Origin of the sequence: Caloramator sp. mosi_1 (genome assembly GCF_028622835.1) — a bacterium.
Classification (GTDB): Bacteria; Bacillota; Clostridia; order Clostridiales; family Caloramatoraceae; genus Thermobrachium.
Genome location: NZ_CP117677.1, coordinates 145006 through 159356, shown reverse-complemented (window position 1 = coordinate 159356; position 14351 = coordinate 145006). Strand labels below are relative to the sequence as shown.

The following is a 14351-nucleotide window of genomic DNA, read 5'->3' as shown; positions in this document are numbered from 1 at the left end:
AGGTATCATAAAAATTGTAAACATCATAACGAAGGGCCAAGTAATAAGACAACTTTTTTATAGGGAATATGTGTAAGTTTTGAAAATGTATAAGCAATAACATAATAGTCACAGGCCATAATTTTCAATATTATTCCACTCCAAAGAAAAATAAATATTATTTTAAAGTCAGATATTATACTAATTTCAATTGTTTCCATAATAAAAAGAACAGGATAATAAATCTTAGTAGTTAGTTCATATCCCATATAGTAAATTACTAAAAAGGTTAAGAAGGTGTACATTGAGGCTATGATGAAGGATGATGTAAAACCGGCATATTTTATATTTTTTTATTTACTACATAGGGCAATATAAAAAGCAGATCTCTATACCAGCATAGGAGTAAAAGGAGGCAGGTATAGAGGATATAATCTTATTATAGGAGGAAATAAGAGGTAAAACATTTGTTATATCTCCTTTTTTATTGTAAATAGAGGGAAGAGAAAAAGCAGTGAAGAAAAATAGAATACAATTTCAGATAGTCGTCCTAATGATTGTAGTCCAAAGCTTGCTGTAAAAACTGTAGTTATAGAAACAACAGTAATGACTATTGAGGGTTGAAGGTAAAAGGCTATTTCTTTGCTTAGAACATTATAAAATCCTGATAAGACTGAGGATTCATAAATAAAAAGAGTTAACATAAAAAACATAAAAATAACCTTTGTAAAAAATCACCATAGATTTTTGATTTAGAGTATAGAAGTCTATAAAACCCATATTTTTATGGCTTACATAGGCACAGAAGGTAATTATTAAGGGATATATACAGCCTAATAACATTGAAATCCAGCCACTCTGTTCTGACTTTTGACAGATAGAATTAGGAGCAGATAAAATACCAATTCCAACAACTGCACTAATTAAAATAAATACATATTGTCTTTTAGTAATTGTATTTTCAACTACTTTACTCATATTTTACCCTTCTTTATTTAAAACTTTTAGGTTTACGAAGAATTTTGTCTAAAGGGAATCTTATTACGGTATCTTTAATATCGGAGTAATTAAGTGGTGCAAAGGGTGAAAAATAAGGTACTCCAAAGGAATTCATATTAATAAGAATTATAACTATAATATAAAATCCAAGTATTACGCCTAAAAGACCAAATAGCTGTGCTAAAATAAGCATTGGGAATCTAAGAAATCTAATAGATAGAGCCATTTCGTAGTTTGGTATTAAAAAGGAAGCAATAACTGTTGTGGATACAACAACCAAAGTTGTAGGACTAACAAGACCAGCCTTTGTTGCAGCTTCACCTATTACAATACCACCAACTATACCAAGGGTTTGCCCAATTGGTGTTGGAAGTCTAAGCCCACCTTCTCTTAAAAGTTCAACTGCAATTTCCATAGTTAAAATCTCTAAAAAGGGAGGCAGAGGTATTCCAAGTCTTGAGTTATATATAACCTTAATAAGTTTAATAGGAACAATGGCTGTAGTATAGGATAACACACAAAGATATATAGGCGTAGCTAAAATTACCAGTAGTGCTGACAAAGTTCTTGTGATTCGCACAAAAACAGAAGTTAAAATTCTTTGGGAATAGTCCTCAAAGCCCTGGAAAAACTCAATAAATACTGCAGGTGCAACTAAGGCATAGGGAGCACCAGACATTAAAATAGCAGCTTTTCCTTGGAAAAGATCTGATACAACTTTATCAGGCTTTTCTGTGTTTTTAAGTTGTGGGAAAAAGCCGTAGGGGAAATCCTCAATCAGCTGTTCTACATATCCCGTGCATAATACATAGGGTAGTTTTTTATTCGGTTTAGCTTGAACTTTATTGAATCAAGTACAACAGGGTCAATTACACCATCTAAGTAGATTATTGCGGCATCTGCATTGTTTTCAGTTCCAAGAATTAGTCTTTCAATTCTAAGCTTATTTGATTTTACCTTATTTTGAATTAGTGCTAAGTTTATTTCAAGATTTTCAACAAAGCATTCACGTCCACCTCTTATAGTTTTTTCGACATTTGATTCCTGTATATTTCTATGGGGTATATCTGAGGTATCGCATAAAATTGCCTGATTTGTTTTATCAATTAAAATTAGACATTTTCCACGCAAAAGTTCTACTGTTATATTATCAAGATGCTTTATTATCTGTGCCTCACTGACAGATAGATAGTTCTGTATTAGATATTCTGCTGGTTCTTGCATTGTTTCTATGTCTTCCTTTACTTCATTTAAAAGAGGACGTATAATATGCAGTTCTATGGATTTGCGATTGCAGAGGTTTGTAACAAAGATAATAGAACATTTAGTTTTTTATTTATCAAAATTTCACGCTTTACTAAGGTGGAGGAATTAGGCATATAGGAGATAATTTTATTTATGTTTTGATATATGTTTTTACTGAGATGCTCCATATTTAACACCTCTTCTTCTTTATTTAAAAATATCATTAGCAAAATTTTTGAAATTTATGTATAATTTTTATAAGAAGTTGATAAAGTAAAAAGTTGTGTGGTTAATGGTGTTGAATTACAGAGAATATTCCAATAGGAAATGTCAAATAGATTGATAAATAATAAAAAATATCGAATGTTGTATATAATAAATTTAATATTAACGATTTCCGGGAAATATACGAGAATTTGGAGATGTTTTGGAGTAGGAAATAAATTTGTCATAATGTTGTACTATAGATTATGAAGAAGGTTTTAACAAAAATAATTCTTTTGAACTATATTGTAATGAACTATTGAAACTGTTATAATCCTTTGTTAATATACACTTAAAAAGTTTGGAGGGATAAAATGTTCGGGTATAGAGGATTAAAGGAAGAGGATGGTATGTTAAAAATTTCAGGAGTAGGATGTAATTATTTGGTTGAAAAATATGGTACTCCACTTTATGTTATGAATGAGGAGGAAATATTAGAAAGAATAAAGGATATAAAAGAAAATCATATTTTAAAATATGATGGAGTTGCAGCCTATGCCAGTAAGGCCTTTTGAATAAAGAGATGTGCAGAATAATAAAAGAGAAGGATTATGGCTTGATGTTGTTTCAGGTGGAGAACTTTATACTGCAAAATCAGTTGATTTTCCAATGGAAAATGTTATTTTTCACGGAAACAATAAAACCTATGAAGAATTAGAAATGGCAGTTGAGTATGGAGTAGGAAGAATTGTAATAGACAGCTTTAATGAGATAGATATCTTAGAGGAAATTTTGAGTAATAAGAAAAAAACAATAGATGTTCAAATAAGGGTAACCCCAGGTATAGATGGCCATACCCACGACTTTATAAAAACAGGTCAAGTAGACTCAAAATTTGGTTTTCCTATGTATGATGAGAGTGCCCTATATGCTGTAAAGAAAATATTAACTTCAAATAAATTTAATCTAAAGGGAATACACGCCCATATAGGTTCTCAACTTCACCAAAATGATATATACAGGATAGAGGTTGAAGTTCTTGCTAAATTTATCTTAAGTATAAAGAATCTATTTGGATTTGAGATTGAAGAAATAAACTGTGGAGGTGGATTTGGTATTTTTTATAATGAGGGAGATAAAAGGTTGCCTATTAGCTATTTTACAGAGACCATTCACCAAGCAGTAGATGAATTTTTAATAAATACAATCTAAAAAAACCAACTGTTTTTATAGAGCCGGGAAGATGGATAGTAGGAGAAGCAGGAATTACTTTGTATAGAGTAGGTTCAATAAAGGAAATAAGAGGTGTAAGAAAATACGTAAGCGTTGATGGAGGAATGACAGATAACATAAGACCAGCTCTTTATTCTGCAAAGTATACTGCATTAGTTGCAAATAAGATAAATGCTCAGGAAAAGGAAACTGTAACTATATGTGGAAAGTGCTGTGAATCGGGTGATATTTTGATAAGAGATATTAGTCTTCCTAAATTGCAAAGGGAGATATTATTGCAGTTTTAAGTACTGGTGCCTACAATTATTCTATGGCAAGTAATTACAACAGAGTTCCAAGGTCTGCGGTTGTTATGGTTAATAATGGAAATGACAGACTTATTGTAAAAGGGAAAGCTATGAGGATATTATAAGAAACGATATTTAGAATATAATAAGCTCTATTGATTAAGAAAAGAGTTAATTACTATAGTTGAATTGTTCTTAATCAATGGAGCTTTAAATTTAACTAATTTTTAAACTATAAATAGAGGAATTTTAATTTTTTGGAGAATAATTACAAAATAAGGGGGTGGGTTTTTGATTAATTTTGCTCATAGGGGTGCAAGTGGTCGTTATCCTGAGAATACAATACTTGCCTTTGAAAAGGCACTGGAGTTTGGGGCAAATGGAATAGAGACAGATGTTCAAATGACTAAGGACGGTATACTTGTTTTAATGCACGATGAGATGGTAAATAGAACAACAGATGGAATAGGATTTGTAAAGGACTATACCTTTTCTGAAATAAAAAATTAGATGCAGGTTCTTGGTTTTCTAAAGAATATTTAAATGAAAAGGTACCATCTGTTGAGGAATTATTACTTCTTGTTAAGGGGAAAAAGGTGGTAATAAATTTTGAAATTAAAAATACAATAATTGAATATCAGGGGATAGAAGAAAAACTTTTAGATTTAATATATCGCTATGGAATGCAAAAAATGTTATTATATCAAGTTTTAATCACTATTCTGTAGTAAGAGTTAAAAAGCTATCAAGTGAAATAAAAACAGGGCTTTTATATATGGAAAATCTATACTGCCCAGAAAAATATGCAAAGTATGTAGGTGCAGATGCACTTCATCCCTATTTTTATTCTCTTGGTAAGGATGTTGTAACTCAAATTAAAAAGAGGGGATTATGATAAATACCTTTACTGTAAACGATACAAATTATATGAAGTATTTAATTAGTATTGGGGTAGATGGGATTATAACAAATTATCCAGAGAAGTTAAATAAATTGATTATAAATCAAAGAGAGGCTGTATAAACGCCTCTCACAGATTGTTGACAAACATAAAAGATGCTCAAATTATGAAATTGCCCCTTGAAAGGATTTCAAATTGGCATATTTTATAAGCTTTAGCAAGTGTTGCTTTTCAAATAAAGAAAAGCTTACACTTGATTAGCGAAATGAAGGAATGCCAAGGAAATCCTTCAAGGGGCCAAGTATATTATAAATTTTTCAACAGACTTCTCTCATTTTATTTCATATACATTTTTATAATCTACATAGAAAACTTCGTTCTCTGTTATTGCAATATGCCCCGATTCATAGGGTTTTCCATCAAGTGATACATAAACCTTATCAACATTATAGTAGTCCCCAAGAGTATTCACAAGGCTCTGTAGTATCATAGATTCTAATAGAGAACCTGCATTCATTTCTTCTATAAATTTGCTGGTTATATCTATATACACCTTATTTTGACTATTATTAAAGTAAAGTTTGTTTATTTTTACACTTGGCCCAAATACCCTATTTAAATCTTCCTTTGGAGGATTTTTAGATACTTTTCTATTGTATCCTTAACATCTTCGTTAGTGTTTAGGGATATTTTTTCCTCTTTAAAGGCCAATTTTTCATTATTAAAGTCTGGGTAATAGAATTTAATAGATTGAATGAAAGGCGTATTTTCTACAATCTTCTCAAGTTTGCTTTCTATAGTCACATCTCCACTTTTATAAACTGTCTTAACAAGACCAATATTTTTACATAGTAATCAAAGATTTTATAGTCATTACCTTCTGTTATAACTTCTACAGCTGTATATTCTCCACTTGGAGTTGATATTTTTGCCTGTTTATTTGATATATATCTTTTTAAACCATCCTTTGTTGTCCAAGTTGTTCCATTTTCAATAGGTTCCTTCAAAAGAACATCGTAGTTTGTATTTGTAGTTGAAAGCAGGTTTTCTTTATAATAGTATTCTTCCCTTGAAAATATTAATCTTAACTCACCATTTTTTATTTCATATATCTTTGCAAGTGTTGTACCTGGATTTACATCCCTTATTTGTATTCTGTCTCCCTCAATGTAGTCTACATAGGTTCTGTGTTCTGCATATTCGTTTCCTACTCCCTGATATTTCATAAAAACGTTTTCTTTAAAGGGAAATAATCTTTAATAGTAAGTTTTGTGTTATCATTAGGTTTTGTATCGGTAGGTTTATTGTTTTTGCACAGCCTGCAAAAGAAGATAATATTAAAACCAAAGATAAAGCTGTAAATAAAATTTTTTAATTTTTCTCATACTATCCCTCCAATCTGTTATACTTTTATTATACACCAGTAGTGGTTAAAAAAGCCATAAACAATGTTTACAGAAAAATTAAAATTTATTATGTTTACTTTTTACAAGGATATGATATACTAACATAGAAAACTTAATAGGACAGTTCGAAACCATCCTGTCCTAAAACAAAACTACGGGCTTAAGCTACATTTTTGTAGCTTTTAAGGAGCACGTAGCCCCTTTTGATTTTTGGAGGTGAATTATGAAAAGGATTGGGATAACAACAACAGTACCACAGGAGATTTTAATTGCAGCTGGATATAAGGTAATTGACTTAAACAATATATTTGTTACATCTGATAACTATATGGAATATATAGACATAGCAGAGAAGGATGGATTTCCAAAGAGTATGTGTGCTTGGATTAAGGGGTTATATGGGGTTTGTGTAAAGGAAGGGATAAAAGAAGTAGTAGGTGTAATTGAAGGGGACTGCTCAAATACAAGAGCATTGGTGGAGGTTTTAAAATTAAAGGGTATAAGAATATATCCCTTTCAATATCCTAACTCCCATAAATTAGAGGATGTAAAAAAATCTTTAGATGATTTTATGAAGATGTTTAATGTTAAAGTATCTGATGTTGAAGAGATAAGAAAGAGGTTAAATAAGTCAAGGGAACTTTTGATTGAAATAGATATTTTAACAGTAGAAGGATTAGCTACAGGCTTTGAAAACCATCTATATTTAGTTTCATCAAGTGATTTTAATGGTGATTATATTGAATTTGAAAATATGCTGAAGCAAAAATCGATGAAATAAAAAGTAGGAGTAAGAAGGAATATGATATAAAACTTGCGTATATTGGAGTTCCACCTATGATGGGTGACATATATGACTATATGGAAAGTATAGGTGCAAAAATTGTTTACAATGAAGTTCAAAGAGAATTCTCCTTTCCAAGATTTAAAAATAACAGGGATATATATGACCAGTACTATGATTACACATATCCCTACGATATTGAATTTAGACTTAATGAAATAAAAAGGCAGATTAAAGAAAGGAAAATAGATGGCGTAATTCACTATACACAAGCCTTTTGTTATAGAGGAATTGAGGATATTATTGTAAAAAGTAAGCTGGATGTTCCAGTTATTAATATTGAGGGAGATAAATTAAATGAGCTTGATGCACGAACAAAATTAAGGCTTGAGGCCTTTGTGGATATGCTGAAAGATAGAAAGGAATGGAAAAGGTGAAGATACTGGGAATAGATTTAGGAAGCAGAGAAGTAAAGATTGTACTTTGGGAAGACGGTAGAATTATCAGGAAAAATAAGATAAGTACAATGAAATTTTATAGGGACTTTTGTATAAAAAAGAGGGGCTTATTGTTGATAAAGAAAAACTTAATATGGGTGATTTTGATATTGGAATCTCAACAGGTTATGGAAGAAATAATATTAACCTTAGGGATTTTACCCCAATTAATGAAATAAAGGCCCACATTTATGGGGTAATTTTTCAAACGGGGCTTTTAGACTTTATATTATTAGATTTAGGTGGACAGGATGTTAAGGCTGTAAAGGTGGAAAAGGGAGTTATAACAGATATAGAACTTAACGACAAGTGTGCCGCATCCTGTGGAAGATATTTAGAGAATATGGCAAATATTTTAGAAGTTGATTTAAACTATATGACAAAATATTATAAAGAACCTGTTGAATTAAACTCAACCTGTGCAGTTTTTCAGAATCTGAACTTATTGGGAAAATAGCAGAGGGTGTATCAATTGAAAGGCTATGTGCAGGTGTAAATTATTCACTATATAAAAGATTAAGTCCAATGCTTACAAGGTTTAAATCAAATAGAATAATACTATCTGGTGGTGCATCGTTAAATAGAGCTTTAATTGAGTATTTAAAAAATGATTATAAAGAAATAATAACATTAGATGATGCACAATTTAACGGTGCAATAGGATGCTGTTATTATGGAGAAAGGATGGGATTAAAATGAAAAAAGCTGTTGTACTTTTATCAGGAGGATTAGACTCAACTACTGCACTATATCTTGCAAAGTCAAAGGGTTTTGAAGTTTATGCAATATCCTTTGATTACGGTCAAAGGCACGATAAGGAGCTTGAATGTGCAAAAAGGTTGCAGAGGCAGCAGGTGTAAAGGAACACATAATAGTCAAGACTAATATGGATGCTTGGGGGGTTCTGCACTAACCGATAAAAACATTGATGTTCCAGAGGGCGATGTAAATAGACAGGATATACCTGTAACCTATGTTCCAGCAAGAAATATGATATTTTTAGCCTTTGCAGCATCCTATGCAGAAAAGATAGGTGCACAGGATATCTTTATAGGTGTAAGTGAAGTAGACTATTCAGGTTATGTTGACTGCAGACAGGAGTTTTTAGATGCTATGGAGAAGGCTATAAACAAGGGAACAGTTTGTGGTGTTGAGGGGAAAACCATAAAAATAAATGCACCATTTATAAATATGACAAAGGCAGAGGAAATTAAACTTGGAATGGAACTTGGGGTTGATTATTCATTAACTTGGTCCTGCTATAAGGGAGAAGATAAGGCCTGCGGAGTATGTGATAGCTGTCTACTTAGGCTTAAGGCCTTTAAGGAGGCAGGATTTGAGGACCCAATTGAATATAAGGAGGCAAAATAATGCTTACTGTTTCTAAGGAATTTAATTTTGAGGCTGCCCATATGCTGTCTGAGCACCAGGGAGATTGTAAGAACTTACACGGGCATAGCTATAAAATGATTGTTGAAGTTACTGGGGATATTAAAAATGGAATGGTTATAGATTTTAAGGATTTAAAAATATAATCAAGCAACATATAATTGATAAAATAGACCATTCATTTATTTATTATAAGCATTCTAAGGATGAGGTAGAACACAAGATAGCAGAAGTTTTAAAACAGGGTGGTAAAAAATATTTGAAGTAGACTACAGACCAACTGCAGAAAATATGTCTATGGATTTTTATAAAATCTTAAATGAAAAGTTAAAGAACTTAGGGATAAAGGTTGTTTCAATAACACTTTATGAAACCCAAACAAGTTTTGCAAAGGTGGTTGGTTAATTGAAAAGACAAGAATTTTTAAATGAAAAAATTCCTATGGTTGAGATTTTCAGCAGCATCTCAGGAGAGGGTATAACAAGTGGCTTTTTAACAACATTTGTAAGAACCTATGGTTGTAATTTAAGGTGCAGCTATTGTGATACAAGGTATAGCTATGATGGAGAATATCTTTTGATGACTCCCTTTGAAATTTTAAAAGAGGTAGAAGCATATGCTTGTAAAAAATAATCGTAACAGGTGGCGAACCACTTGAGGAAAATAAGGCTAAACGATATATACCTTTATATCTATCACAAAATGGATATCAGGTTAGAATAGAAACAAACGGTAGTGTTAAACTATATAATGATGAAGAAATATTTGAGTTTACTGAAAATAAACAGAGAAAAAATCTCTTTTACACATTAGATATAAAATGTCCATCTTCTAATATGGACAGGTATAACATTTTTAGAGAAAATTTTAAAAGGTTAATACCAAATGATGAAATCAAATTTGTTGTAGGAAGTGAAGGGGACTTAGATTATTCAATGGATGTTGTAGAAAAGTATAAAGAGTATTTTAAGGGAGTTATATTAAATTTTTCACCTGTTTTTGGACAAATTGAACCAAGCTATATTGTTGAATATTTGAAGGATAAAAATAGATTTTTATGGAAAATAACTTAGAAGTAAGGCTTAATCTTCAACTTCATAAAATAATTTGGGATAAGGATAAAAGGGGAGTATAAATAAAGGTTTTTTAGGGAAAATAATAGTGATTGAGAGGAGGGTTTTATGGCAAGTAGAGAACAATTAAAAGCAGTTGCAGCATCTTGTATGAAATATCAAGCAGAAGGATTTACATCTTCAACAGGAGCGGTTGACAAAAGCTGTGAAAACTGTGTTAACTTTGATGGTTATAAATGCACAGTTAATGCCTTCGATAAGGTGTTAACAGGCTTAGACCAAGGATGATTATATAACAGCCACATAGCATTAGCTTGTGGCTGTTATTATTTCCTATAATATGTTGAAAAATTCTGAAAAAATAATGTAACATTAATTAATAAAGGAGTAAGGGGTGATATTATGCAGGTTATAAAAGGGATGGCAGAGTTCAGGATTTTGACATTGAAAAGATAATAAAAAGCATACAAGCAGCTTCAGATGATATAGGAGAACCATTAAATGAATCAGATTTACACAACATCGCAAAGGATATAGAAAATGAAATAAAGGCACTTGGTAAAGAGGAAGTTTCCTTTGAAATTATAAGAAGAGTAATAGTAGAAACATTAAACAAAGAAGGCTTTAAGGATGTTTCAAGGGCGTACATAGGGTATTAGTGTATTAAATAGCTGTCACAAAGGTGGCAGCTTCTTATTTTTGTGTTAAAATTAAAAATAAATATATTTATGGTATTATATGAATATAAAATAAACCAAAAACTACAAGTTTAGGGGTGGAATTTATGGTTTTAATAGTTGATAACTATGACTCATTTACATATAACCTATACCATTATTTTTTAATTTTAGGAGAAGAAACTGTAGTAAAATCAAGGGATGAAATAATAATTGATGATATTGATAAATTAAATCCAGATTATATTGTTTTATCACCAGGACCAGGAAGGCCAGATGAATCAATTTTATCTCTTCAGATTTTAGAAAAATATAAAGGAATGATACCTATACTTGGTGTATGTTTAGGGCATCAATGTATAGGCCACTATTTTGGAGCAGATGTTATAAAAGGAAAAAGTCCAGTACACGGAAAGGTTCATAAAATATTTCACGAGGGGAAAGGGATATTTAAAGGGTTAAAAATCCTTTAAATGCAACAAGATATCATTCTTTAGTAATAGATGAAAACACTCTTCCATATTGTCTTGAGGTTACAGCAAGAACATTAGATGGAGAAATTATGGGAGTAAGACACAAGGAATTTGATATAGAAGGAGTTCAATTTCATCCAGAGGCAATTTTAACAGAGAATGGGCTTGATATGCTTCAAAACTTCTTAAGGAGGAGCAGAAATGATTAAAGTAGACTATAAATTAGATGCTTTTAGGCTCTATAACCTACTTTATGATTATAATCCACAGCTTTTAGAGAGTAGTTTCAGGGTTAAAGATACGGGGATTATTCTATTTTATGTTTTAAGCCTAAATATAGCATAAGTTACTCAGATGGGAGAACCTTTGTTGATTATGGGGATAAAACTTATGAATTTAAGGAGGATCCTCTTAAGGTTATTGATAAATTGATAAAAGAACAAAGACCACTAAATACAGGACTTGTCTTTGATGGAGGATTTGTTGGATATTTATCCTATGACTTTGGAGAAGAGTTAATGGGAATAAAGTCAAAGCAAAATTCTCCTATAAAAATACCAAGTATTTATTTTGAGTACTTCGAGGATTTTATAATACTCGATAATAAAAACAATGAGAACTTATATAGTTACAGATGATGAGGATGTTATAAATAGAATTAAAAATATTAATTATGTAGAAATTAAAGAGGATATAGATGTTAATCTAAAGTCTAATTTTGAGTTTGAAGAATACTTAAGGGCAGTAGAGAGGGTCAGAGAGTATATAAGAAGTGGGGATGTATATCAGGTAAACATTTCCCAACAATTTTACGGAAAGGGAAGGCTAAATCCTGTTTATATTTATTCAAAGTTCAGAAGAGCAAACTATGGCCCCTATAATGCATTGATAAGGGTAAAGGATAAATACATACTTTCTACTTCACCAGAGCAGTTTATAAGAAAAAGAGAAGATATAATAACAACAAGGCCAATTAAGGGAACAGTAAAAAGGTGGAGGATAAAAAGAGAATGAAATGCTAAAAGAGAGCTTTATGAAAGTGAAAAGTGTCGTTCTGAACTTTTAATGATTATTGATTTAGAGAGAAATGATTTATCAAGGATATGTATTCCAGGTACAGTAGAGGTTGAAAGCTTATTTGATGTGGAAGAGTATTCAACAGTAAACCATCTTGTTTCAACAATAAAAGGAAAACTACTTAGCAGTGTTGGCTTTAAAGAAATAATACAGGCAATGTTTCCAGGTGGTTCTATAACAGGTGCTCCAAAACTTAGGTCTATGGAGGTTATAAATGAGATTGAAAGGGTAAACAGAGGTATATATACAGGCTCAATAGGATATATTTCAAATAACGGTAATTTGGATTTTAACATTGCAATAAGAACAGCAGTAATGGATAAAGAAAACATAATATACAACGTAGGTGGAGGAATTGTTTGGGATTCTAATGGAGAGGAAGAATATGAGGAGACACTTCACAAGGGAAGGGCACTTTACAACTCTCTTGTGAAAGGGGGATTAAAATGATTGATATTTTTGATAGAGGAGTAGCCTTTGGGCTTACTGCTTTTGAAACATTGTTTTCAATTAAAGGAAAAGTTAACTTTTAGAAGATCATTTTAAAAGATTAAAAAGAAGTTTAAATATTTTGGGTATAAAAAATGACTTAACCTTTGTTAAGTTTAAAAATGATATTTACGATTCAATTAAAGGGGTTAATCATCCAATTGTAATAAAGGTTATTTTTATAGACGGAGAAATAAAAATAAGTTTAAGGCATCCTTCATATACAAAAGAGCACTATGAAAATGGCCTGAGGCTTTGTATATCAAAGGAAAGAAAGGCTAAAAGTATTTTAAATCACATAAAGACCTTCAATTATGGTCAAAATTATATTGAGGATTTGAGGGCAAAAATAAAGGATATGATTCCTGTATATTTTTAGATTATAGAGGCTATATTAGTGAGGCAGCCTATGGAAATTTGTTTTTGTTAAGGATGATGTAGTTTATACCCCAAGTATAACTTGTTCAATATTGCCTGGAATTGTAAGAAAAAATTGATAGAACACTTTAAATCTAAGGAAATAGAGGTTGTAAAAAAAGTATAACATTAGATGAGATAAAAGATTTTAACTCAGCCTTTTTACTAACAGTGTTGTAGGGGTACTTCCTATATCCCAAATTGGAGATACTACCTTCTCAAATAGTGCCACCCAGGTGAAATGTGAATTAAACCATTTTATGGAAAAATACTTTTATTAAATTGATATAATTACTTGTACAAACTACTACATTTAGTAGTGGTTCAGATTGTTGACAAACATAAAAGTTGTATTAAACAATTCATAAAATTAAGAAATTATTATGATGGTTCTACTTGAATTTTATATATCTAATGCTATAATAGTATTAATAGAAAATAATTTTCCGTCAAGGAGGGGTTAAAATGACAGAGGTTAGGCAAGTTTATAAATGTGAAATTTGTGGGAATATTGTAGAGGTTCTTCACAAGGGAGCAGGTACTTTAGTTTGTTGCAATAAGCCAATGACATTAAGAGTTGAAAATACAGTAGATGCATCAAAGGAAAAACACGTGCCAGTTGTAGAGCTTGTGGATGGTGGAGTTCTTGTTAAGGTAGGAAGCGTTGAACATCCAATGGAAGAAAAGCACTATATTGAATGGATAGAGGTACACACTAAAGATAAAGTATATAGAAGATTCTTAAACTCAGGAGATAAACCAGAAGCCTTCTTTAAATTAAATGATGGTGAAGAAGTTTTATACGCAAGAGAATATTGCAACCTTCACGGACTCTGGAAGGCATAATAAAACTATTCCCCCAAGTGGATATGCGTTAACTTGGGGAATTTTTTATTATATTTTATTTAAACACTTTATTTACAAAGTATTTTCCAAACCAAGAAGCACTTTGAACTTGAAGAATAAAGGCAAGGGTAACTATAAGTGCAGCTTTAGAACCAAAGCTTGATGCAGCTATTCCAAGTGCTAAGGAAAGATTACGCATAACCGTACTATATACTAAAGCTATAGCATCTTCTCTATTTAAGAATATTTTTCCAACCAATGTGCTTACTATATAGTTAATTAGATAGAATACTGTAAGTACAACTAATGACCAAAGAATTAAATCTGGTTTAGATATTATAACTTTTGATTTCATTCCTATGCTTATAAATACTA

Annotated in this window: 17 protein-coding genes and 8 pseudogenes; 17 read left to right on the top strand and 8 right to left on the bottom strand. The window is 31.0% G+C overall.

Annotation, left to right across the window (positions count from 1 at the left end; translation table 11 throughout):
- Window positions 1-23 precede the first annotated feature (23 nt).
- From PL321_RS01140 to PL321_RS01125, 4 genes are all read right to left on the bottom strand, one after another.
- On the bottom strand, window positions 24-326 hold the full coding sequence (locus PL321_RS01140; protein ID WP_273964329.1) for a GerAB/ArcD/ProY family transporter: 303 nt from the start codon (window positions 324-326) through the stop codon (window positions 24-26).
- 334 nt (window positions 327-660) lie between these two features.
- Window positions 661-957, bottom strand: coding sequence for a GerAB/ArcD/ProY family transporter (locus PL321_RS01135; RefSeq protein ID WP_273963187.1), 297 nt, complete (start codon window positions 955-957; stop codon window positions 661-663).
- 13 nt (window positions 958-970) lie between these two features.
- Window positions 971-1756, bottom strand: coding sequence for a spore germination protein (locus PL321_RS01130; protein ID WP_273964328.1), 786 nt, complete (start codon window positions 1754-1756; stop codon window positions 971-973).
- 8 nt (window positions 1757-1764) lie between these two features.
- Window positions 1765-2295, bottom strand: a complete 531-nt coding sequence (locus PL321_RS01125) for a spore germination protein (RefSeq protein ID WP_337961025.1) — start codon at window positions 2293-2295, stop codon at window positions 1765-1767.
- Between the two features lie 506 nt (window positions 2296-2801).
- On the opposite strand from PL321_RS01125, the pseudogene lysA reads away from it, so the two are divergent.
- Both lysA and PL321_RS01115 read left to right on the top strand, forming a co-directional pair.
- Window positions 2802-4086: pseudogene (gene lysA, locus PL321_RS20695) on the top strand (diaminopimelate decarboxylase).
- Between the two features lie 152 nt (window positions 4087-4238).
- Window positions 4239-4970 (top strand): annotated as a pseudogene (locus PL321_RS01115) (glycerophosphodiester phosphodiesterase).
- A gap of 209 nt (window positions 4971-5179) precedes the next feature.
- Here PL321_RS01115 and PL321_RS01110 read toward each other — a convergent pair.
- From PL321_RS01110 to PL321_RS01100, 3 genes are read right to left on the bottom strand one after another with little or no spacing between them, the layout of a single operon-like run.
- A complete protein-coding gene (locus tag PL321_RS01110) occupies window positions 5180-5437 on the bottom strand; it encodes a GerMN domain-containing protein (RefSeq protein ID WP_273964326.1) in 258 nt (85 codons plus the stop codon).
- A gap of 26 nt (window positions 5438-5463) precedes the next feature.
- Window positions 5464-5652, bottom strand: coding sequence for a hypothetical protein (locus PL321_RS01105; RefSeq protein WP_273963186.1), 189 nt, complete (start codon window positions 5650-5652; stop codon window positions 5464-5466).
- Window positions 5649-6074, bottom strand: a complete 426-nt coding sequence (locus tag PL321_RS01100; RefSeq protein WP_273963185.1) for a hypothetical protein — start codon at window positions 6072-6074, stop codon at window positions 5649-5651. The genes PL321_RS01105 and PL321_RS01100 overlap by 4 nt, the downstream gene beginning before the upstream one ends.
- 403 nt (window positions 6075-6477) lie before the next feature.
- On the opposite strand from PL321_RS01100, the pseudogene PL321_RS01095 reads away from it, so the two are divergent.
- From PL321_RS01095 to PL321_RS01025, 15 genes and pseudogenes are all read left to right on the top strand, one after another.
- Window positions 6478-7475, top strand: a pseudogene (locus PL321_RS01095) (2-hydroxyacyl-CoA dehydratase family protein).
- Window positions 7472-8234, top strand: a pseudogene (locus PL321_RS01090) (acyl-CoA dehydratase activase). The pseudogenes PL321_RS01095 and PL321_RS01090 overlap by 4 nt, the downstream one beginning before the upstream one ends.
- A pseudogene (gene queC, locus PL321_RS01085) lies at window positions 8231-8906 on the top strand (7-cyano-7-deazaguanine synthase QueC). Before PL321_RS01090 ends, queC begins: the two co-directional pseudogenes overlap by 4 nt.
- Entirely contained in the window at window positions 8906-9070 is a 165-nt protein-coding gene (locus tag PL321_RS01080) for a 6-pyruvoyl trahydropterin synthase family protein (protein ID WP_273963184.1), read from the top strand. The pseudogene queC and the gene PL321_RS01080 overlap by 1 nt, the downstream one beginning before the upstream one ends.
- Window positions 9071-9179: 109 nt before the next feature.
- On the top strand, window positions 9180-9329 hold the full coding sequence (locus PL321_RS01075; protein WP_273964325.1) for a 6-pyruvoyl trahydropterin synthase family protein: 150 nt from the start codon (window positions 9180-9182) through the stop codon (window positions 9327-9329).
- A complete protein-coding gene (locus tag PL321_RS01070; RefSeq protein WP_273963183.1) occupies window positions 9330-9557 on the top strand; it encodes a hypothetical protein in 228 nt (75 codons plus the stop codon).
- 203 nt (window positions 9558-9760) lie between these two features.
- A complete protein-coding gene (locus PL321_RS01065; protein ID WP_273963182.1) occupies window positions 9761-9997 on the top strand; it encodes a hypothetical protein in 237 nt (78 codons plus the stop codon).
- A 108-nt stretch (window positions 9998-10105) separates the two neighbouring features.
- The gene (locus PL321_RS01060; RefSeq protein ID WP_273963181.1) at window positions 10106-10285 is read left to right on the top strand and encodes a hypothetical protein; all 180 of its coding nucleotides are present in this window, start codon (window positions 10106-10108) and stop codon (window positions 10283-10285) included.
- Between the two features lie 155 nt (window positions 10286-10440).
- Window positions 10441-10656: an ATP cone domain-containing protein gene (locus PL321_RS20690; RefSeq protein ID WP_443110715.1), complete on the top strand. Its 216-nt coding sequence runs from the start codon at window positions 10441-10443 to the stop codon at window positions 10654-10656.
- A 125-nt stretch (window positions 10657-10781) separates the two neighbouring features.
- A pseudogene (locus PL321_RS01050) lies at window positions 10782-11356 on the top strand (anthranilate synthase component II).
- Window positions 11349-11492: a hypothetical protein gene (locus tag PL321_RS01045; protein WP_273963179.1), complete on the top strand. Its 144-nt coding sequence runs from the start codon at window positions 11349-11351 to the stop codon at window positions 11490-11492. The pseudogene PL321_RS01050 and the gene PL321_RS01045 overlap by 8 nt, the downstream one beginning before the upstream one ends.
- Window positions 11462-11785 (top strand): hypothetical protein, encoded by a 324-nt coding sequence (locus tag PL321_RS01040; protein WP_337961024.1) that lies wholly within the window; start codon window positions 11462-11464, stop codon window positions 11783-11785. Before PL321_RS01045 ends, PL321_RS01040 begins: the two co-directional genes overlap by 31 nt.
- Window positions 11760-12674, top strand: a pseudogene (gene pabB, locus PL321_RS01035) (aminodeoxychorismate synthase component I). The gene PL321_RS01040 and the pseudogene pabB overlap by 26 nt, the downstream one beginning before the upstream one ends.
- Window positions 12675-12765: 91 nt before the next feature.
- Window positions 12766-13092 (top strand): annotated as a pseudogene (locus tag PL321_RS01030) (hypothetical protein); the annotation flags it as partial.
- Window positions 13093-13595: 503 nt separating this feature from the next.
- Complete coding sequence (locus tag PL321_RS01025; RefSeq protein WP_273963177.1) at window positions 13596-13976, top strand: desulfoferrodoxin; 381 nt, start codon at window positions 13596-13598, stop codon at window positions 13974-13976.
- A gap of 55 nt (window positions 13977-14031) precedes the next feature.
- Here PL321_RS01025 and PL321_RS01020 read toward each other — a convergent pair whose 3' ends face one another.
- Window positions 14032-14331 (bottom strand): hypothetical protein, encoded by a 300-nt coding sequence (locus tag PL321_RS01020; RefSeq protein ID WP_273963176.1) that lies wholly within the window; start codon window positions 14329-14331, stop codon window positions 14032-14034.
- Between the last annotated feature and the right edge of the window lie 20 nt (window positions 14332-14351).